The sequence below is a fragment of the uncultured Roseobacter sp. genome, from assembly GCF_947492555.1.
Taxonomy (GTDB): domain Bacteria; phylum Pseudomonadota; class Alphaproteobacteria; order Rhodobacterales; family Rhodobacteraceae; genus Roseobacter.
The window spans coordinates 1,155,175-1,174,004 of the sequence record NZ_CANLNE010000002.1 but is presented as its reverse complement, the minus strand read 5'-3'; the positions used below and the strand labels follow the sequence as shown (position 1 = coordinate 1,174,004).

Sequence of the window (18,830 nt, the reverse complement as noted above, 5' to 3'; positions counted from 1 at the left end):
CAGAGGACATGCAAATTTACCTTCCCATCGCCGAAGTTTCGGTCAACGCTTTTTTGTTGCTCGGCCTGGGTGGGATTGTTGGCATCCTGTCGGGCATGTTCGGTGTGGGCGGTGGGTTCCTGATGACACCGCTGCTCTTCATGATCGGCATCCCGCCTGCGGTGGCTGTGGCCACCGAAGCCAACCAGATTGTCGCCTCTTCCTTCTCCGGCGTGCTGGCGCATTTGAAGCGAAAGACGGTCGATCTCAGGATGGGCACCGTGCTGCTCATAGGGGGCCTTGTCGGTGCTGCGCTGGGGGTCGTCGTATTCAACTACCTCAAGGCGCAGGGCCAGGTCGATCTGCTGGTCAAGCTCTGCTATGTCGTCTTCCTTGGCGTGATCGGCGGGCTGATGTTCATCGAAAGCCTGAACGCGATCCGCAAGACCAAATCCGGCAAACCGCCTGCCCGCAAGAAGCACAACTGGATCCACGGGCTGCCCTTCAAGATGCGGTTCCGGGTCTCCGGGCTCTACATCTCCGTGATCCCCCCGCTGCTGGTGGGCGTGGCCGTCGGTATTCTGGCAGCGATCATGGGTGTGGGGGGCGGTTTCATCATGGTGCCCGCCATGATCTACCTGCTCGGCATGCCGACCAAGGTTGTCGTGGGCACATCGCTTTTCCAGATCATTTTCGTGACCGGCTTTACCACGCTGCTGCACGCCACGACGAACTTTACCGTGGACATCGTGCTGGCGGTACTGCTCTTGGTCGGGGGCGTGATCGGTGCGCAGATCGGGACGCGCATCGGCGTCAAGATGAAGGCCGAACAGCTGCGCATCCTTCTGGCCCTCATGGTGCTTGCGGTATGCGGCAAGCTGGCCCTCGATCTGCTTTTGATGCCGTCGGAGCTCTACTCCGTCGGTGCGGCCGCGGGGCATTGAACGTGATGCCCCGTTTTCTGACCGCTCTCCTGGCGCTTTCTCTGCTCTGCACAGGACCGCTATGGGCCGAAGAAGTCGTGTTGGGCCTCAGCAAGGACAAGGTGTCGATCACCACGAGCTTTGACGGCTCTGATATTCTTATCTTCGGCGCCGTGAAGCGGGAAAAGGCCATTCCAGAAGGGCCACCCATCGAGGTCATCGTAACCGTTGCAGGCCCGTCCATGCCTCTGACTGTACGGCGCAAAGCCAAACGGTTGGGGATCTGGGTGAACACGGATGCCGTCGAAGTGGATCGCGCGCCCAGCTTCTACGCTGTGCAGACCAGCGGCCCGTTGCGTGAGGTGCTCAAGGATGTGGAGGACCTGCGCCACAAGATATCCGTGCCGCGCGCCATCCGCTCGGTAGGTGCGCCCTCGAACATCAGCGATGCCGAAAGCTTCACCGAGGCACTCATCCGCATCCGCAGCCGATCAGATCTCTACCAGCTGCGCGAGGACGCGGTTACCGTCAGCGAACAGACATTGTTTCGCACGGCCGTCCGCCTGCCGGCCGCACTGACAGAGGGCGATTACGTGACGCGTATTTTCCTGACGCGCGATGGTCAGGTGATCTCCAGCTATGACACGACCATCGATGTGCAGAAAGTTGGTTTGGAACGCTGGCTCTTTGAGCTTTCTCGGGGGCAACCTCTGCTTTACGGGATTATGTCCATCGCCATCGCCATTGCCGCAGGCTGGGCTGCATCCGCCGTCTTCAGGATGTTCCGCGCCTGAGCTCCAAGGGTGGCCTGAAGCCCACCTTTGGTATCACCCGCGCCCGATATACGGCATTGTGGTCGCCATGACGGTCATGAATTGCACATTCGCTTCCGGGGGCATCCCGGCCATATGCAGGACGGATCGCGCGGCATTCTGAACGTCCATCGTCGCAGTACCTGGCTGTGTCTTTTTCAATTGCGCAAGCAGGTCGGTTTCCGCGTTACCTATATCGATTTGCCCGCAGGCAATGCCGAAGGGCCTCCCATCCAGTGACAGGGTTTTGGTCAACCCGGTCACCGCATGTTTGGTCGTGGTATAGCACACTGAATTCGGGCGCGGCACGTAGGCTGACAGTGAGCCATTGTTGATGATCCGCCCGCCCTGTGGTTTCTGGCTGCGCATTTGTGCAAAGGCCAGTTTCGCGGCAATGAACATGCCACCAACATTCACCTGCATCACCTCGGCCCAGTCCTGCAGATCGACCTCGTCGATTGTCGCCGAAGGTCCAAAAAGTCCCGCGTTGTTGAAAAGCAAATCAAGATGGCCGAAAGCATCGAACGCCGCCTGCATGCCCGTTGCATCGGTCACATCGGCAGGCAGCGGCACTGCGGTTTCAAACCGGTCGGCAAGAGCCTCAAGCCGGTCCGCGCGCCGCGCGATCAGACCGACGCGCCAGCCTGCCTCCAGAAACATCTCCGCCGTTGCATGGCCAATGCCCGAGCTGGCGCCTGTAATGATGACCGATTTCATAGCAATTCCTCCGGTTGGGGTTCGGACAATGCCAGTGGGGCTGCGGGCACCGCGCGCAAATCATCCACGGCGAGCGGCCCGGTCGGTTTCGACAGCCGATTGCGCACCACCCAGATAAGCCTCTCCTGCGCCCGCGTGATCGCCACATAGGCCAAGCGCTTCCAGAGCGGCTGTCCCGCCTCTGAGCGCCCCATCCGCGCTGCGGCGTAGAGATCAGGCGCAAAGACTTGCACCGTATCCCACTGGCTGCCCTGAGCCTTGTGAATGGTGACCGCCGCGCCATGCAGAAAGGTCGCGCCCATCCGGGCTGCAAAGGGGATGAAGGGCTCCTCCTCATCCGGCTTTTCGATTTTCACGATCGATGCGGCGGAGACCTGAGGATCTTCTGCTCCCATTACATGCAGGCGGCTGAACCCCGGTTTGCGCCCCTCGCCCAGATAGATCACCTGTGCCCCCTTGATGAGGCCCCGCGCCTCAAGATCCAAACGCTTCTTGCGGTGCTTCAGCGGCAACTCCAGGCCGTCGCAGATCAGGGGTTCACCCTCCAGCAACGCATCCTCCGGCGCTCCATGAACCTGACGAAAGGCATTGATGAGCCGGATGCGCGTCGCGTTGCGCCAGACCAGCACAGGACTGCGCGCCATCAGATCGACCTCGACCCGCTGGCCCCAGACCACCCGTTCATCGCGTGCTGCTGCCTCCTCTACCATCCGCTCGAATTGCTCAAACCCCAGATCGGGATCACCAAGCGCATGGGCGAGATCAAGGATCGGGTTGTCCGCCTCCTGCCGGTGGATACGGTTCAGGGCCAGCACCCGTTTTTCAGGCAGCTTCTCGAACACCATCGCGCCTGATTGGTTAACCGGCGCAAGCTGAGCAGGATCACCGAACAACAAGAGCGTCGGGAAAATCTCCCTGAGATCCTCGAATTGCTTGTCGTCCAGCATCGACGATTCATCGACAAAACCAATGTCCAGCGGCTCTTCCCGCCGTTTCCAGCCGGTGATGAAATCCGACCCGCGCAGACCCGCCGCCGCCAAGGCACCGGGAATCGACTTGTTGGTGGCATAAAAGGCTGCTGCCCGGTCAAGGGCCACATCGGTCAGCCCGTCGATCTCAGGACGCTCTCCATTGGCCGCCAGCCACTCCGCGATGCGTTCATATTCCGGATCATAGACCGGCGTGTAAAGGATGCGGTGAATCGTGGTCGCGGGCACACCGCGCAGACGCAGAACACTCGCGGCCTTGTTGGTTGGTGCAAGAATGGCCAGCGTGCGCTTGTCGCGGCGTTTGCGGGATTCGTAATCGCCCGAGACGACCTCGACACCTGCGCCTTCCAACGCCTTGTAAAGCTCTGCCAACAGCAGCGTTTTGCCCGATCCCGCCTTGCCGGTGATGGCCATGACAGAGGCAACCGAACTTTTGGGCGGTGTCAGAAGTTGATCATCCAGATCAATGCCCGACCCGCGCAGGACCTCTGTCACGCTATCATAAGCTGCGGCCTGGTCGTCGGAGAAAGTCAGCGCGGGTGTGGTCATGGCGCGACCCTACAGGGGCCGCGCGACAGGGACCAGATGCCACCTGAGCGGATTTAGCCCGCGCAGGCCAATTGGCGTGCCACTTCGCGTCCGAATGCCCGGTCGAACCAGAGGCGGGAGAGCTCCGGTGAGACACCGGCGCGCAGGGCAACCTTGGCCTGCGCTTCGGGCGCAAATTCCCACAGGCCGATGCTGATGGCGTCGCGCCCCTTGCCTTCGCTGCCCAGAACCTCCGGAGAGGATCCGATCATGCGATAGATCCGTACCATGCGCGCGTCGAAGACCCCGACAAAATGCTTCACGCCAAAGCCGCTCATGATTTCACCGCCGCCCAGCATCAGGGCCGCTGCCACACGGCTTGGCGCCTCGCGGTTCAGGCAAAAGCGCGTGCATTCCCAGATGAGCGGGCTGGTGATGGTGCCGCCACCCATCAGGCGGGTGAAGTGATCGTTGACCATGGTCCGTTCCGTTGTCGGTAGGAACCGCATGGACCCGCCATGGGTGCCGTCGGGCATTTCCCAGATCACGTAGAGCGGGTTCATCGCGTCATACTCATCCCGCTCGAACCCTTGTTCGTCCACGCTGACTTCCCACCCCAGGCGCGTTTTGAACTGATCCGCACGATCCTGAAACATGGATTGAGCAAGTTTTTTGTGGCGGGACAGCTGATCGGCGTAGATGTAACGAAGCATTTTAGTTCCTTTGGTCAGAGCGCGGGATGAGCAAAGGATTAGCTTGAGGATGTTTAACGGTGGCCGACCACGGCGTGCGTCACGTTAACGGATGAAGCCGTTTCAGGTTGCGTTTTCACACGACGATGAGACCGCGGCTGAGCGCCCTGGCGACCGCGTGCGTGGTGTTGGATGCGCCCAGTTTAAAGCGGGCACTTTCGATGTAGACACGCAGCGTGTGTTCGGAAATCGAAAGCGTTTCAGCCACTTGCGCCCGGCTGTAGCCGATTGCAAGCAGGGTCATTGCGTCAATTTCACGGGGAGACAGTGGCTGTGATTGTTCCGGCGCCCGGTTCGGTTCGAACTCAAGCGCCTTTTGGTTAAAATAGTGCGCGATCAGGATCAGTTCGCGCCTGTTGTCCTCCGTAAATTTTTCCCAGTCCGCATCGTCGCAGGTGTGATTCACCGTAAAGAGGGCGAACTGACCGTTAGGCCCCCGGATGGGAATGGAATAGCCCTGATTGCCAATGCCGTACTCCAGCGCTTCTGCCTGAAAGGCGCGCACAGCCTTGCTGGACCAATCCAGCTTTTTCCAATCCACAGGATGAAAGCGTTTGTAGCACCCGGCAATGACCGGATCGATCCGGATGTAGTTCTGCTCTTGATATCTTGTGGCCCACTCGAGCGGGTAGGTGCCGTAGCCATATTGTTCCCCAGCACTGTCCACCCAATGGTAGACCATGTTCTCGACCTGAAAATACTCCCTGAGTTTGAGGATGGCGTCCTGTATGGATTCAAGCGTGTCCGCCTGCTCCAGCTCCGCCAAGACTTCCTCCACCGTCGTGTTCGCTACCATGTGCCGTGCCCTGCGTCCTTTCGTGAAGGGCGGCGATCTCGGCAAGAGCAACAATTGCGGTGTCATCCAACTGTTCGGCAAGCACCGGCAAGTCGTTTGCTGTCGCAAATGTTTTCAAGTCCGTGAGAACGTCCAAAATCCAATCACTTCGCATAGCAGACTCGCCTCTTAAAGGTTAATGAAAGATTAACACAACTCTAACATGTATGAACGTCTGCTGAAAATTCGCAGTTATTAACTCCCCAGAAATAGCGAGGTCGAAATTTCTAAGTGATTGATACTAAAGAGCGTCACAACTATAACGAGAAACGCCCGCGCAACCTATACGTGATTCGCGGGCGTTCGTCATGTTTAATCGGCTCGATGTTAGGTTAACGGCCTGCCTCCAAGGCATCTTCGAAGGTACGCAGTCCGGTGGTCGGCGCCTGCACCAAGACGGACATGTTGCCGGGTTTGTGCTCGTTGCGCATCATCTTCATATGTGCCTGTGGCAGGTCCGCCCAGGTAAACACCTCGGACATACAGGGATCGAGCCGCCGCTCCAGCATCAGCTTGTTGGCCGCCGACGCCTGCTGCAAATGCGCAAAGTGGCTGCCCTGCAGGCGTTTCTGGTGCATCCACATGTAGCGCACATCAAAGGTCAGGTTGAACCCGGTGGTGCCCGCACAAATGACAACCATGCCGCCCTTCTTCACCACGAAGGTGGAGACAGGGAAAGTTGCCTCGCCCGGGTGTTCGAACACCATATCGACGTTCACGCCCTTGCCGGTGATGTCCCAAATCGCCTTGCCGAACTTGCGCGCTTCCTTGAACCACTCCGCGTATTCCGGGGTATTAACGGTCGGCAACTGTCCCCAGCAGTTGAAATCCTTACGGTTCAGAACGCCCTTGGCACCGAGGTCCATGACAAAATCGCGTTTGCTTTCATCCGAGATCACACCAATCGCGTTGGCCCCTGCCGTATTGATCAGCTGGATGGCGTAGGATCCCAGACCACCTGACGCGCCCCAGACCAGCACGTTCTGGCCGGGCTTGAGGTCGTGTGGTTCATGGCCGAACAGCATCCGGTAGGCGGTTGCCAGCGTCAGCGTGTAGCAGGCCGCTTCTTCCCATGTCAGGTGCTTGGGTCGCGGCATCAGCTGTTGGCTTTGCACCCGCGTGAACTGTGAAAACGACCCGTCCGGCGTCTCGTATCCCCAAATGCGCTGGCTGGGCGAATACATGGGGTCACCACCGTTACATTCCTCATCGTCGCCGTCGTCCTGATTGCAGTGAATGACCACCTCGTCACCAACTTTCCAGCGCGTGACCCGGTCGCCGACGGCCCAGACAATGCCGGACGCGTCCGACCCGGCAATATGGTAAGGCTGCTTGTGCCCGTCAAACGGGCTGATCGGCACGCCCAGAGCGGCCCAGACGCCGTTGTAGTTGACCCCGGCGGCCATCACGAGCACCAGCACATCCTGGCTGTCGAGCTTCGGGACCTCCACGACCTCCTGCAGCATCGCGCTGTCGGGTTCGCCGTGACGTTCCCGGCGGATCGCCCACGCGTACATCTGTTTGGGCACATAGCCCATGGGGGGCATTTCACCCATTTCATAGAGGTCTTTTTCCGGCGCCTCGTAGTGCGCGATGGTGGTATCCAGTGCCATGCAAGCCTCCTGCTTAGCGACATACTCAAATCAATGATGCCGCAATGCAGAATCGCGGCTTGTGGGGATTGAATATGCAGTGCCGCGCAACATTGCAACATCTAGAGGTCTATTTTTGTAACTTTATGACTTCGCAATCACAGCATTTATGCTGCAGTTGCATCCGCCTGAAAGCGATGTGCAATCGAATTCGCGTAGTATTCGATGACAGAACGCTGACCCGGAACGATCCGCCACCCCTGCGCCTCCTCACTAACCACCCCGTGCTTGCGCATCTGTGCAAGCGCGTTGTGGACCGCGGCGTCGAGGTCCTTGCCCAGTTTCTCGGGCATGAATGGTTCGACCTGTTCAAAAAGGTCTTTGACGCAGTTCACAAGTTCCGACTGAGAAACAGGTTTGTCCTTTTGAGCCAGCACGCGTGAGATCAGCGGCACGACAAGCACCGGCATCACCGCCTCAATCCGCTGCATCAGGCTGCGGGCGAGGTCTTCCACCGGTTTGTCCGCTCCGAACGTACGCAAAGAGACTGGCTCGCCAAAGACAACGGCGGCTGTCCCGAACCGCGTCACGCGTCCCCGCAAGCCCTGCCAGAACTTGCTCAGGATGAACCGCACAACAACCGAAATACGGGCACCGAACCGCCGGTCACCCCGGGCTGCCGCCGCGATCAGGACCCTGTCTTCCAGCACCCGGTCGTAGTTGATTGCCACGGGCACAAAGACCACATCGCGGCCCTCCGGATCGTGACCTTCCAACACATAGGACAGCAATCCCATGCGTGGCGGCATCAGTCGCCCATTCAGGCTGAGCCCGCCCTCGGGAAAGATGGCCTGTGCCACCCCACCGGCAATGGCCATCTGGACGTAGCGCGCCAGGACCTTGCGATAGAGCGCACCACGCGATTTGCGCCGGATGAAGTACGCCCCCATCATCCGAATGAGCCGGCTAAGCGGCCAGACCCGCGCCCATTCACCTACCGCGTAAGATAGGGCCGACGTCCGCGCAGCGAGGTAGGTCACCAGGACATAGTCCATGTTCGACCGATGGTTCATGATGAAGACCACAGTCGCATCTTTGGGGATGGACCGAATTATCTCGTCATTGCGGGGCCCGGTCCAAACCGAATAGATCGAATTGACCAGCAGGCGGGACATGCGTGTGCCAAGGCCGAAATAGGTAAAGGCGCTGAAGCTTGGCACGATTTCCCGCGCGTAGGCCCGGGCCCGCTCGAAGGCCACATTTTCAGGCACCTTGTTGGACTGCGCATGATTGACGATTTCGCGCGTGACCTCCGGATCGTAGATCAACCGCTGGATCATGTCGTACCGCCGGGCCAGCTTGAAGGGCTCAATGGGCCGGGTCAGACGCTCGTTCAAGCGCGTCACCGCGCGCTCCAACCTTCGCCGGAAAAACCAGCGGACGGATGGAAACAGAAAGTGCGACGCGAAGGTGACGGCTGCAAAGAGCACGATCAGCACAAACAGCCACAACGGTATTTCAACGACTTGCGTCATGGGGCGACCCTTGCAGGACAGGGCGGCAAGAACAATATCAAATGCATGGCATACGAAATATCATCCGGGTTCGACACCGATGAGAGGCCCATCGTTGCTGCCCTCTACTGGCAAGCCTTCGGGTTCAAACTGGGGCGGGTGCTGGGACCAGATGCGCGGGCGCAGCAATTCCTGCGGGCCGTGATCGATCCGGCGTTTGCGCTGGTCGCGCGCGGATCGGATGGCCGCATACTGGGTATTGCGGGGTTCAAAACGGGTGAAGGGGCGCTGGTTGGCGGCGACTTCAAGGATTTGCAGGCCGTCTACGGCTCCTGGGGAGCAGTTTGGCGCGGTCTGACCTTGTCATTTGTAGAACGGGACGTAGCACCCGACGTATTGCTGATGGACGGCATATGTGTGCATGAAAGCGCCCGCGGGCTGGGTGTCGGCACGGCCCTGCTCGAAGCCGTCAAATCACAGGCCCGCGCCATGGGGAAACCCACGGTGCGTCTTGATGTGATTGACAGAAATCCCCTTGCCAAGGCGCTCTATCTGCGGGAAGGCTTTGTACCGCATGGGATTGAGCACACCGGACCCTTTCGCCATGTTTTTCGGTTCAAGTCTGCGACCCAGATGCTCTGGCAGAACCCGGTAAAATAACCGATCATGCCGCAATGCAGCGAATTGACATCGGCATAATATTCCAAGTATCAGTCTTGTGACGTAATAAAATTGCTTTGCCTGATTCACGAGGTTACCATGTCCGACGCCAAGAAAGACCGCCCCTGGTTGATCCGTACCTATGCGGGTCACTCCACTGCCCAGGCGTCCAATGCGCTTTATCGGTCGAACCTCGCCAAGGGCCAGACTGGTCTGTCGGTGGCCTTCGATCTGCCCACGCAGACGGGGTATGACAGCGATCATGTGCTCGCGCGGGGTGAAGTGGGCAAAGTAGGTGTTCCGGTCAGCCATCTGGGCGACATGCGCACGCTCTTTGACCAGATCCCGCTGGAGCAGATGAACACCTCCATGACAATCAACGCCACGGCCCCGTGGCTGCTGGCGCTCTATATTGCGGTGGCCGAAGAACAGGGCGCCGACGTCTCGAAGCTGCAGGGCACGGTGCAGAACGACCTGATCAAAGAGTATCTGAGCCGCGGCACTTATATTTGCCCGCCTGCGCCCAGCCTCAAGATGATCGCGGATGTGGCCGAGTATTGCTATACCAACGTGCCCAAATGGAACCCGATGAACGTCTGTTCCTACCACCTGCAAGAGGCCGGTGCGACGCCCGAGCAGGAACTGGCCTTTGCCCTGGCCACAGCGACAGCTGTGCTGGATGCGTTGAAACCGCGTGTGGCGGCAGAGGACTTCCCGGCCGTGGTCGGCCGCATTTCATTCTTCGTGAATGCAGGCATCCGCTTTGTGACAGAGATGTGCAAAATGCGTGCCTTTGTGGATCTCTGGGACGAGATTTGCCGCGAGCGCTACGGGGTGGAAGACCCCAAGTTCCGCCGCTTCCGCTATGGCGTGCAGGTGAACTCGCTCGGCCTGACAGAACAGCAGCCCGAGAACAACGTCTACCGCATTCTCATCGAAATGCTTGCGGTGACGCTCAGCAAAAAGGCCCGCGCCCGCGCCGTGCAATTGCCTGCGTGGAACGAGGCGCTTGGCCTGCCCCGCCCCTGGGATCAGCAATGGTCGATGCGGATGCAGCAGATCATGGCCTATGAGACCGATCTGCTGGAGTTTGACGACCTTTTTGACGGCAATCCGGCGGTAGATGCCAAGGTCGAGGCGTTAAAGGAAGGCGCGCGGCACGAGCTTGCCAACCTTGACGGCATGGGTGGCGCTATCGAGGCCATCGACTATATGAAAGCGCGGCTGGTCGACAGCAACGCGGAACGGTTGGGCCGGATTGAGGCGGGTGAAACCATCGTCGTCGGCGTAAACAAGTGGCAGCAGGGCGAGCCTTCACCCCTGATGACCGGCGACGGCGGCATCATGGTGGTGGATCCGGCAGTCGAAGCAGAGCAAATCACACGCTTGGACGCATGGCGTGCCGACCGGGATGAAGGGGCAGTGAAACAAGCCCTGGCTGATCTACGCGCTGCTGCCGCCGACGGGCGTAACGTGATGGAACCCTCCATCGCCGCTGCGAAAGCAGGTGTGACAACCGGCGAATGGGCCACCCAGATGCGGGCTGTGCATGGCGAGTACCGGGGCCCGACGGGTGTGTCGGGGGCGCGGTCTAACAAGACCGAAGGGTTGGATGATCTGCGCGAGGCGGTGGACGTCGTAAGTGACAAACTCGGTCGGCGTCTCAAGTTTCTTGTGGGCAAGCCAGGGCTCGACGGTCACTCGAACGGGGCCGAACAGATCGCCGTGCGTGCGCGGGATTGCGGTATGGATATCGCCTATGAAGGCATCCGCCTGACACCTGCGGAAATCGTTGCGGCGGCGCAGGAGGACAATGCCCATGTGGTGGGCCTGTCGATCCTGTCCGGCAGCCATATCCCGCTGGTGGAGGATCTGATGGATCAGATGCGGGCTGCAGGCTTTGGCCATATCCCTGTGATCGTCGGCGGCATTATCCCGGACGATGATGCAGAACGGCTGCGGTCCATGGGAGTTGCACGGGTCTACACACCCAAGGATTTCGAGCTCAACACCATCATGATGGACATTGTGACTCTTGCCGACCCACAGGCCGTCGCGGCGCAATAGTGTGACATGAGGTGCATTTGACGAGACGCACTTGTATCCCGGCGGTGCGTAGTTGTATCAATCGCCGACCATTCAAGGGAGAGGCGCAATGGCAGACCTGTCGAAAATGACGCGTAAACAGTTGGAAAAACTGATCAAGGACGCGCATAAAGCACTGAAAACAATCGAAAACAAAGAGCGGCGCGAAGCAAAGAAAGCGGCTGAAGCAGCGGCCGCGAAATTCGGATTTAAACTTGAGGAACTCACGGCTGGCTCTGCGCCGGCGCCAAAACGAACAGCAAAAGCCGCTCCTAAAAAGGCGCGCGCGCCAAAATATGCCAATCCGGCGGACCCCAAGCAGACATGGAGTGGCATGGGGCGTCAACCCGGCTGGTACCGGGATGCTCTAGCGGCAGGCGTCGATCCCAAGACGCTGGAAATCTGAACGCATGACCATCCACATCGGTGCCGCCCCCGGTGATATTGCCGAAACCGTTTTGATGCCGGGCGATCCGTACCGTGCAAGATGGGCGGCAGAGACATTTCTGGACGATGCCAAGCTGGTCAACGAAGTTCGTGGCATGCTGGGATTCACCGGCACCTACAAAGGGAACCGGGTCACGATCCAAGGCTCGGGGATGGGCATGCCGTCGCTGTCGATTTATGCCAACGAGCTGATTTCCCAGTATGATGCGCAAACGCTGATCCGCATCGGCTCCTGCGGCGGGATGCAGCCGCATGTGTCCGTCCGTGACGTGATCATTGCCATGTCGGCAACCACGATCACCTCGCCCTCCTCGGGGATTTTCAGGGAGGTAAATTTTGCGCCAACAGCCAGCTACGACTTGCTGGCTGCTGCCGTTGCGGCAGCGAAGACGCGCGGCACGACAACCCACGTAGGCGGGATCTATTCTTCGGATGTCTTCTACGCGGAGCGCCCCGATCTGGACGAGCAGATGGTGCGCCACGGTATTCTGGGGGTTGAGATGGAGGCGGCGGAGCTTTACACGCTCGCGGCACGCCATGGCCGCCGGGCCTTGGCAATCCTGACGGTCAGCGACCACCTGCAAACGGGTGAAGCACTGCCCGCGGAAGATCGCGAGCAGACCTTTGGCGATATGGTCGAGATCGCGCTTGAGGCTGCTTTCAGCTGATCACGCCCCGTGGCTGCGATCATAGCCGTTGACCGCAGGCGATTGCCATCCGGTCAAGCTGCCCTCCGCGGGGCGAAAAACCTCGACCAGCAGCGGGTGGCAAGAGGCGGTATCGCTGGAATGCTCGGACGAGCAGTCCCCACCCGGACAGGCAGAGAGGTTTCCGAGCAAATCAATCTCGGCAAAGAACTCCAGAAAATCACCGGGGCGCACGGGGCTCGCTTTCATGAAATACTGCCCCGTATCGCGGGTGAACCCGGTGCACATGAAGACGTTCAGCACGTCATGCACCAGGGGCTCCGCTTCAACGCGCGGAACGCCCAGATATGCCGCAAGCGACCGCGTGAGGTTGGAGTGACAGCAATGATGGTACTGCCCGCCGTCCGACAAGAGCGCGTGGGTATAAGGATCGCAGCGGGTGCCGATCACGTCATGCACCGAGCCGCCGAAGGCATCGATTCCATACCAGCCCAGCGTATCATGCGTGATCGTCGCCATGGGGCGCAGATACGGGAAAGACGACCACATCCGCTCCCCCTGCGTGATGTGGGTGCCATGCAACGCACGGGTCTTGCCGGAATAAAACCGTTCGCTGAGGTCCGCCGCATTGTGCAGATTCAAATCACCTACCTGAGGTCCCTCGACACTGGTGATGCGAAAGAAATGCCCGGCGGGCACGGTAAAACAGCATGCCTCGCGCGCAGGTACCAGCACCTCATCGATTTTGGTCAGCTTCTGGCGCGCCTGATCGTAAAGGGCCATGTCAGGCGCAGGCAGCGCCTCCACCGGGTAGCAGATTACGGGTTTGACGGCGCGGCGCGTTTCGGCATCGGCAGGTGTGGTCACGGCGTATCGGTCCTTTACTGAACGGAGCCTGTTCTCATACAGGCGGCAGATGAGATTTGCAGGTGTCGGGTGGCCCTTTGGACGCAGTAAAGGCCTCGGCCCCGCAGGCGGCGCATTTGTACTTCCGAAGGTTGCCCCGATCACCCGCCCGGTCTTCGCGCCAGCGGCAACGGCGGGTGGTGCGATTGCGGCGCGCGAAGATCGCAACGATGATGAAGGCGATGATCAGGCCGATAACGATGTGCATGGCGATGGCCTTTACGTCGGAGGGTCGCAGGTGACAACCTGGCCGTCGACCGTAGCGACGACGTCCTCGGGCAGGCGGTACCAGCCCATCTGGCTGTAGCTCCAGCCATATCGGTGGCCACCCGCTTCAGTCTGGGCGTGGCTCCTGCGACGGAACATGCCGCCGGTCCTGTTGCCGATACTCGATGCCAGCGGGATGCGCGTGATCTCCGTGGCGCCCAAAGCACGCGCCTCGGTGCACATGGCGGTTTGGCTGATGCGTTCGCCTGCAACGAGTGTGACACCCCCTAGTGTCGCCAACCCGACACCAACGGCAATGACCCGCAGCGGACGACAAGCGACGCACAGCCACACGGCAGCCAAAGTCGCCGGCACGGCGATGACAGCAATCTGTCCGAGAAACCCGGAGACATGCCCGCGGAACAAGGCATCGAAAAACACAATCGGCGGAAGGCCCGCAAGCAGCAAGGCGTATTTCGGAGTATAGACGATCAGCCCCAGGACCAGCACCACCAGCGAAATCTGCAGCGGCGCCCAGGCATACCAAGGGGGCCGCGCGCCCCGGGAAAGGCGCCACACGGGGCGCAGCGCCAGCCAGAGCCAAAGGCCAACGAGAATGGCGCCGATCGCCAGACCGGCCATAGCGGAGACCAAGAAGTTCATTGCCCGCCCCCTCTGGCCGATTTAGTGGGCGCGTTCCACCATCATTTTCTTGATATTTGCAATCGCCTCCGCCGGGTTCAGCCCCTTGGGGCAGGTCTTGGCGCAGTTCATGATGGTGTGGCAGCGGTAGAGCTTGAACGGGTCTTCCAGATCGTCCAGACGCTCGCCTGTCGCCTCGTCGCGGCTGTCGATGATCCAGCGATAAGCGTGCAGCAGGGCCGCGGGCCCGAGATAGCGGTCGCCGTTCCACCAGTAGCTGGGGCAGGAGGTGGAACACGACGCGCACATGACGCATTCATAAAGCCCGTCGAGCTTCTTGCGGTCCTCGATGGACTGTTTCCACTCTTTCGCGGGGCGGTTGGTCTTGGTTTCGAGCCACGGCATGATGCTCGCGTGCTGTGCGTAGAAATGGGTGAGGTCCGGGATCAGGTCCTTGACCACCGGCATATGCGGCAGCGGGTAGATGCGCACATCACCCTTCACCTCGTCCATGCCGTAGATGCAGGCGAGCGTATTGATCCCGTCGATGTTCATGGCGCAGGAGCCGCAGATGCCTTCGCGGCAGGACCGGCGGAAGGTCAGCGTCGGGTCAATCTCGTTCTTGATCTTGATCAGCGCGTCCAGGATCATCGGACCACAGCTGTCGAGATCTACAAAATAGGTATCCACACGCGGGTTCTCGCCATCGTCCGGGTTCCAGCGATAGATTGTAAACTTCCTGAGATTATTGGCGCCTTCCGGCTTGGGCCAGGTCTTACCCTTGGTCATCCGGGAGTTTTTCGGCAGCGTCAGTTGAACCATGTCGGGTCTCCTGTTCAGTCTATAGTGTCGCGAGCGCCGACGGGGCGGCAGCACGGAGGCATTGTTGCGCTTCGGGGCGCGACAGAACGGTGCGAATGGTATCTGCCGTACCCTGATCCACCCCGGTCAGGGCGTCCGCAGCCAGCGACTGTACTTCGCTGGCGTCGGCATTATCCACCACGCAATTCGTAAAGGGGGTGAATAGCTGCTTGGGCACCTGCGGGAAATAGATCGCCAGCGCCTCGGGCAAGATGGTCTTGGCGGTGTTGCGCCCGGCAGTGTCCGTCGCCTGCTGCACATCTGCGCAGGCTGCCAGCAGGAATGCGGCGGGAAGAAGAATTCGGATCATGAAGTCCACCTTGTAAAAAGTACGTCCATATGGCTTGGCCGGGCTTTTTTGCCCTGACCCCCGCCGAAACTCAGCACATCGCGCCATTCGAGACCGGCTTCGGCCAGCAGGGCGATGACCTCGGAGGGTAAGCCGACACCGGCAAAGCGCGGGGTCATCGAAATTTCCAGAATGGCAAAGTCACAGCGTTTCAACGTCTCAGATGCGCCTTTCAGCACATCCAGTTCGGAACCTTGCGTGTTGATCTTGAGTCCGATCCGACCTGGATAAGCCACGGAAATCTCGTCCAGAGGCCTGACATTTACGTAGGACTGTTCAGTTCTTATGTAGGTCTCGGCCCGTTTGTCGATGCGCCGTTTGAGGCTGGCCATCGCCACATGCTCCCCCTTCTCGGAGTGCGGCACCATCAGGGTTGCCTTCCCTTCCCGCGCACCAAGTGCGGTGGCGTGGAAATGAAAGTCCTTCGGCAGACCCTTGGCGCGCACCGCCTCGGCAGAGCTTTCCAGCGGATCGATCAACACAAAGCGCGCATGCGGAAAACTGCGGTAGAGCCAGGGAGTGCCCTGCGCCACCCCGACGTCAATCACCACATCCGGTGCGAAACCATAAGACCGAATATAGGGCGCGCGCGTCTTGATGGGATGAATGGCCATCCCTTCAGATTTGAGCGTACGCCTGATTTCCTGCAGCATCGGGCTCAGAACGTCCGCTTTTTGGGCGCGATCTTCTTGGGGTCGATCCCGCCGTCGTTGTGGCTGGTGAGCGGTTGCTCGTGCACACCGCGATAGCCCAAGCTTGCCTTGTTGCCCTTGAACCAGATCAGCGAGTGCTTACGCCAGTTCTTGTCGTCGCGTTCAGGGAAATCCTCGTGGGCATGGGCGCCGCGGCTCTCCTTGCGTGCTTCGGCGCCGGTGATCGTGGCCACCGCGTTGGGGATCAGGTTCGCCAGTTCCAGCGTTTCCATCAGATCGGAGTTCCAGACGAGGCTGCGGTCCGTCACGCCGACGTCAGACCACTTGCCAGCGACCTCATCCATCGCTTTCTTGCCTTCGGCCAGCGTGTCGTTGGCACGGAAGACAGCGGCGTCCTTCTGCATACACTGCTGCATCTCCAGTCGCAGCTCAGCCGTGGGCGTGTGGCCCTTGGCGTAGCGAGTGTTGTCGAAACGGTCGAGCGCGGCCTGCACCGAGGCGGTGTTGGGCGTGGGCACCGGCGCCTCGGGATCGACCACCTTGCCCGCGCGGATCGCGGCGGCGCGGCCAAAGACCACAAGGTCGATGAGCGAGTTGGAGCCGAGGCGGTTCGCGCCGTGCACCGAGGCACAGCCCGCCTCGCCCACGGCCATGAGGCCGGGCGACACCCGGTCTGGGTCGTCCTTGGTGGGGGCCAGCACCTCACCCCAGTAGTTCGTGGGGATGCCGCCCATGTTGTAGTGCACCGTGGGCAGCACCGGGATCGGCTCCTTGTTGAGGTTCACGCCAGCGAAGATACGTGCACTTTCCGAAATGCCCGGCAGCCGCAGTTTCAGCGTCTCGGGCGGCAGGTGGTTGAGGTTCAGGTGAATGTGGTCGCCGTCCTTGCCGACGCCGCGGCCCTCGCGGATCTCCATCGTCATGCAGCGGCTCACGTAGTCGCGGGGCGCGAGGTCCTTGTACTGCGGCGCATAGCGCTCCATGAAGCGCTCGCCCTCAGCGTTGGTGAGATACCCGCCCTCGCCGCGCGCGCCTTCGGTGATGAGGCACCCGGCACCATAAATGCCGGTGGGGTGGAACTGCACGAACTCCATATCCTGCAGGGGCAGCCCGGCCCGCGCGGTCATCCCGCCACCGTCACCGGTGCAGGTATGCGCCGAGGTTGCCGAGAAATAGGCGCGGCCATAGCCGCCGGTCGCAAGCACCACCATCTTGGAGCTAAAGAGGTGCAGCGTGCCGTCATCCAGTTTCCAGCAGAGCACGCCCTGGCAGACACCGTCCTCGGACATGATCAGGTCGATGGCGAAATACTCGATGTAAAATTCCGCATTGTTCTTGAGGCTCTGACCATAAAGCGTGTGCAGGATCGCGTGGCCGGTGCGGTCGGCGGCGGCACAGGTCCGCTGCACCGCAGGGCCTTCGCCAAACTCGGTGGTATGCCCGCCAAAGGGGCGCTGGTAGATCTTGCCCTCCTCAGTCCGCGAAAACGGCACGCCGTAATGCTCCAGCTCGTACACCGCCTTGGGCGCCTCGCGAGCGAGGTATTCCATCGCGTCCGTGTCGCCCAGCCAGTCGGAACCCTTGACGGTGTCATACATGTGCCACTGCCAGGTATCGGGGCCCATGTTCGCAAGGCTCGCGGCGATGCCACCCTGGGCGGCAACGGTGTGCGACCGCGTCGGGAAGACCTTTGTCACACAAGCTGTGCGCAGCCCCTGTTCGGCCATGCCCAGCGTGGCCCGCAGCCCGGCGCCGCCCGCTCCGACCACCACGACGTCGTATTCATGTGTTTCGTATTCATATTCAGCCATGGATCAGTCTCCTGGGTCTCATGCAGGACATGCCCGCACGGTCATTGGGGTCAGAGTGCGAGCCGCACGATTGCGTAAAGGCCCACGGCCATGGCCGCGTAGCTGACACAGGTCATCGCCACGATTGCGACTTTCTGTGCCAACCCATGCACATAGTCCTCGATCAGCGCCTGCACACCTCCGGCAAAGTGTTTGAAGGTCACAATGATGGTCAGGCCGGCGACAATCGCCGGGAACGGGCGATTGAAGTATGCCGTGACTTCTTCATAAGAGGCACCCAGCATCGGGCCAAAAGTAAAGACAAAGAGCGGGATCAGGATCAGCAGAGCGCCGGAACTCACAGTCATCGACCAGTGATGCGCGGTGCCAGATTTGGCGGACCCCATGCCCACGGCGCGTTTGCGGTCTGTCAGATAGCTCATGGCGGCCCCCTTAGATGATCACGATGGTCAGGAATGTCAGCAACACCGAGCCGGCGATCACTGCATAACCCAGTTTGTAGGCCGTATCGAGATCGAGGCCGATGCCCTGATCCCAGATCAAATGCCGCAGCCCCGCCAGTGTGTGATACCACAGCCCCCAGAGCGACAGGGTCATCACCAGATCACCGAACCAGCTGGTCAGCACGCCATTCGCATAAGCGAAATACTCGGGCGAGGTCGCCGCGGCCAGAAACCACCAGACAACCAACAAGGAAGAGATCAGAAGCGCATTGCCGGTGATGCGCGTCAGAATGGAGGTCATGGAGGTCAGCTGCGGACGATAGATCGTCAGATGCGGCGACAAGGGGCGGTTGCCCCGATTGACATCAGCCATGTTAGATTCCTTTTGTTCCCTGCATTTCTTTTTACTGCTTATTACGGGCTTGTCACGTGTCTGCGCCATCTGAAGGCGCGGTTAATTGGCGCGTATTGTACAAAA

Annotated in this window: 21 protein-coding genes; 6 read left to right on the top strand and 15 right to left on the bottom strand. The window is 60.2% G+C overall.

The features are described from left to right. The first annotated feature begins 8 nt into the window (after positions 1-8). Entirely contained in the window at positions 9-923 is a 915-nt protein-coding gene (locus tag Q1A07_RS12825; RefSeq protein ID WP_299781280.1) for a sulfite exporter TauE/SafE family protein, read from the top strand. A gap of 5 nt (positions 924-928) precedes the next feature. Further along, the gene (locus tag Q1A07_RS12820; RefSeq protein ID WP_299781278.1) at positions 929-1,696 is read left to right on the top strand and encodes a TIGR02186 family protein; all 768 of its coding nucleotides are present in this window, start codon (positions 929-931) and stop codon (positions 1,694-1,696) included. Between the two features lie 33 nt (positions 1,697-1,729). Here Q1A07_RS12820 and Q1A07_RS12815 read toward each other — a convergent pair whose 3' ends face one another. From Q1A07_RS12815 to Q1A07_RS12790, 6 genes are all read right to left on the bottom strand, one after another. Further along, positions 1,730-2,431 (bottom strand): SDR family oxidoreductase, encoded by a 702-nt coding sequence (locus Q1A07_RS12815; RefSeq protein ID WP_299781276.1) that lies wholly within the window; start codon positions 2,429-2,431, stop codon positions 1,730-1,732. Further along, on the bottom strand, positions 2,428-3,969 hold the full coding sequence (locus Q1A07_RS12810) for an AAA family ATPase (protein WP_299781274.1): 1,542 nt from the start codon (positions 3,967-3,969) through the stop codon (positions 2,428-2,430). Before Q1A07_RS12810 ends, Q1A07_RS12815 begins: the two co-directional genes overlap by 4 nt. A 53-nt stretch (positions 3,970-4,022) precedes the next feature. Continuing rightward, positions 4,023-4,661, bottom strand: coding sequence for an acyl-homoserine-lactone synthase (locus Q1A07_RS12805; protein WP_299781272.1), 639 nt, complete (start codon positions 4,659-4,661; stop codon positions 4,023-4,025). 115 nt (positions 4,662-4,776) lie between these two features. Beyond that, the gene (locus Q1A07_RS12800) at positions 4,777-5,496 is read right to left on the bottom strand and encodes a LuxR family transcriptional regulator (protein ID WP_299781270.1); all 720 of its coding nucleotides are present in this window, start codon (positions 5,494-5,496) and stop codon (positions 4,777-4,779) included. 371 nt (positions 5,497-5,867) lie between these two features. After that, complete coding sequence (gene ccrA, locus Q1A07_RS12795; protein ID WP_299781268.1) at positions 5,868-7,148, bottom strand: crotonyl-CoA carboxylase/reductase; 1,281 nt, start codon at positions 7,146-7,148, stop codon at positions 5,868-5,870. Between the two features lie 146 nt (positions 7,149-7,294). Beyond that, positions 7,295-8,662 carry a 1-acyl-sn-glycerol-3-phosphate acyltransferase gene (locus Q1A07_RS12790; RefSeq protein WP_299781266.1) on the bottom strand — a complete coding sequence of 456 codons (1,368 nt, stop codon included), beginning with the start codon at positions 8,660-8,662 and terminating at the stop codon, positions 7,295-7,297. Between the two features lie 45 nt (positions 8,663-8,707). Between Q1A07_RS12790 and Q1A07_RS12785 the strand changes: the two genes are divergently transcribed. From Q1A07_RS12785 to deoD, 4 genes are all read left to right on the top strand, one after another. Further along, the gene (locus tag Q1A07_RS12785) at positions 8,708-9,301 is read left to right on the top strand and encodes a GNAT family N-acetyltransferase (RefSeq protein WP_299781264.1); all 594 of its coding nucleotides are present in this window, start codon (positions 8,708-8,710) and stop codon (positions 9,299-9,301) included. Positions 9,302-9,400: 99 nt separating this feature from the next. Beyond that, a complete protein-coding gene (locus Q1A07_RS12780; RefSeq protein WP_299781262.1) occupies positions 9,401-11,368 on the top strand; it encodes a protein meaA in 1,968 nt (655 codons plus the stop codon). A gap of 88 nt (positions 11,369-11,456) precedes the next feature. Next, positions 11,457-11,792: an H-NS histone family protein gene (locus Q1A07_RS12775; RefSeq protein ID WP_299781260.1), complete on the top strand. Its 336-nt coding sequence runs from the start codon at positions 11,457-11,459 to the stop codon at positions 11,790-11,792. A gap of 4 nt (positions 11,793-11,796) precedes the next feature. Then, positions 11,797-12,501, top strand: a complete 705-nt coding sequence (deoD, locus tag Q1A07_RS12770) for a purine-nucleoside phosphorylase (protein ID WP_299781258.1) — start codon at positions 11,797-11,799, stop codon at positions 12,499-12,501. On the opposite strand, the gene Q1A07_RS12765 is transcribed toward deoD, so the two are convergent. Genes Q1A07_RS12765 through sdhC form a run of 9 tightly spaced genes read right to left on the bottom strand, consistent with a single transcriptional unit; the run spans position 12,502 to position 18,725 of the window. Further along, the gene (locus Q1A07_RS12765) at positions 12,502-13,347 is read right to left on the bottom strand and encodes a DUF1989 domain-containing protein (RefSeq protein ID WP_299781256.1); all 846 of its coding nucleotides are present in this window, start codon (positions 13,345-13,347) and stop codon (positions 12,502-12,504) included. Positions 13,348-13,381: 34 nt separating this feature from the next. Next, positions 13,382-13,594, bottom strand: coding sequence for a hypothetical protein (locus Q1A07_RS12760; protein WP_299781254.1), 213 nt, complete (start codon positions 13,592-13,594; stop codon positions 13,382-13,384). Positions 13,595-13,605: 11 nt separating this feature from the next. Next, a complete protein-coding gene (locus Q1A07_RS12755; RefSeq protein ID WP_299781252.1) occupies positions 13,606-14,256 on the bottom strand; it encodes a hypothetical protein in 651 nt (216 codons plus the stop codon). A gap of 21 nt (positions 14,257-14,277) precedes the next feature. Beyond that, positions 14,278-15,057, bottom strand: coding sequence for a succinate dehydrogenase iron-sulfur subunit (locus Q1A07_RS12750; protein WP_299781250.1), 780 nt, complete (start codon positions 15,055-15,057; stop codon positions 14,278-14,280). 19 nt (positions 15,058-15,076) lie between these two features. Further along, a complete protein-coding gene (locus Q1A07_RS12745; protein WP_299781249.1) occupies positions 15,077-15,406 on the bottom strand; it encodes a hypothetical protein in 330 nt (109 codons plus the stop codon). After that, a complete protein-coding gene (locus Q1A07_RS12740) occupies positions 15,403-16,059 on the bottom strand; it encodes an FkbM family methyltransferase (protein WP_299781247.1) in 657 nt (218 codons plus the stop codon). The genes Q1A07_RS12745 and Q1A07_RS12740 overlap by 4 nt, the downstream gene beginning before the upstream one ends. 44 nt (positions 16,060-16,103) lie before the next feature. Continuing rightward, a complete protein-coding gene (gene sdhA / locus Q1A07_RS12735; RefSeq protein WP_299781245.1) occupies positions 16,104-17,909 on the bottom strand; it encodes a succinate dehydrogenase flavoprotein subunit in 1,806 nt (601 codons plus the stop codon). Between the two features lie 50 nt (positions 17,910-17,959). Continuing rightward, entirely contained in the window at positions 17,960-18,331 is a 372-nt protein-coding gene (gene sdhD, locus Q1A07_RS12730) for a succinate dehydrogenase, hydrophobic membrane anchor protein (protein ID WP_299781243.1), read from the bottom strand. Between the two features lie 10 nt (positions 18,332-18,341). Beyond that, a complete protein-coding gene (sdhC, locus tag Q1A07_RS12725) occupies positions 18,342-18,725 on the bottom strand; it encodes a succinate dehydrogenase, cytochrome b556 subunit (RefSeq protein WP_299781241.1) in 384 nt (127 codons plus the stop codon). Between the last annotated feature and the right edge of the window lie 105 nt (positions 18,726-18,830).

Bases quoted from the DNA above. Each gene is read 5' to 3' on its own strand.
- Q1A07_RS12825 (WP_299781280.1), top strand. From the start codon at position 9: ATGCAAATTTACCTTCCCATCGCCGAAGTTTCGGTCAACGCTTTTTTG.
- Q1A07_RS12820 (WP_299781278.1), top strand. From the start codon at position 929: ATGCCCCGTTTTCTGACCGCTCTCCTGGCGCTTTCTCTGCTCTGCACA.
- Q1A07_RS12815 (WP_299781276.1), bottom strand. From the start codon at position 2,431: ATGAAATCGGTCATCATTACAGGCGCCAGCTCGGGCATTGGCCATGCA.
- Q1A07_RS12810 (WP_299781274.1), bottom strand. From the start codon at position 3,969: ATGACCACACCCGCGCTGACTTTCTCCGACGACCAGGCCGCAGCTTAT.
- Q1A07_RS12805 (WP_299781272.1), bottom strand. From the start codon at position 4,661: ATGCTTCGTTACATCTACGCCGATCAGCTGTCCCGCCACAAAAAACTT.
- Q1A07_RS12800 (WP_299781270.1), bottom strand. From the start codon at position 5,496: ATGGTAGCGAACACGACGGTGGAGGAAGTCTTGGCGGAGCTGGAGCAG.
- ccrA (WP_299781268.1), bottom strand. From the start codon at position 7,148: ATGGCACTGGATACCACCATCGCGCACTACGAGGCGCCGGAAAAAGAC.
- Q1A07_RS12790 (WP_299781266.1), bottom strand. From the start codon at position 8,662: ATGACGCAAGTCGTTGAAATACCGTTGTGGCTGTTTGTGCTGATCGTG.
- Q1A07_RS12785 (WP_299781264.1), top strand. From the start codon at position 8,708: ATGGCATACGAAATATCATCCGGGTTCGACACCGATGAGAGGCCCATC.
- Q1A07_RS12780 (WP_299781262.1), top strand. From the start codon at position 9,401: ATGTCCGACGCCAAGAAAGACCGCCCCTGGTTGATCCGTACCTATGCG.
- Q1A07_RS12775 (WP_299781260.1), top strand. From the start codon at position 11,457: ATGGCAGACCTGTCGAAAATGACGCGTAAACAGTTGGAAAAACTGATC.
- deoD (WP_299781258.1), top strand. From the start codon at position 11,797: ATGACCATCCACATCGGTGCCGCCCCCGGTGATATTGCCGAAACCGTT.
- Q1A07_RS12760 (WP_299781254.1), bottom strand. From the start codon at position 13,594: ATGCACATCGTTATCGGCCTGATCATCGCCTTCATCATCGTTGCGATC.
- Q1A07_RS12755 (WP_299781252.1), bottom strand. From the start codon at position 14,256: ATGAACTTCTTGGTCTCCGCTATGGCCGGTCTGGCGATCGGCGCCATT.
- Q1A07_RS12750 (WP_299781250.1), bottom strand. From the start codon at position 15,057: ATGGTTCAACTGACGCTGCCGAAAAACTCCCGGATGACCAAGGGTAAG.
- Q1A07_RS12745 (WP_299781249.1), bottom strand. From the start codon at position 15,406: ATGATCCGAATTCTTCTTCCCGCCGCATTCCTGCTGGCAGCCTGCGCA.
- Q1A07_RS12740 (WP_299781247.1), bottom strand. From the start codon at position 16,059: ATGGCCATTCATCCCATCAAGACGCGCGCGCCCTATATTCGGTCTTAT.
- sdhA (WP_299781245.1), bottom strand. From the start codon at position 17,909: ATGGCTGAATATGAATACGAAACACATGAATACGACGTCGTGGTGGTC.
- sdhD (WP_299781243.1), bottom strand. From the start codon at position 18,331: ATGAGCTATCTGACAGACCGCAAACGCGCCGTGGGCATGGGGTCCGCC.
- sdhC (WP_299781241.1), bottom strand. From the start codon at position 18,725: ATGGCTGATGTCAATCGGGGCAACCGCCCCTTGTCGCCGCATCTGACG.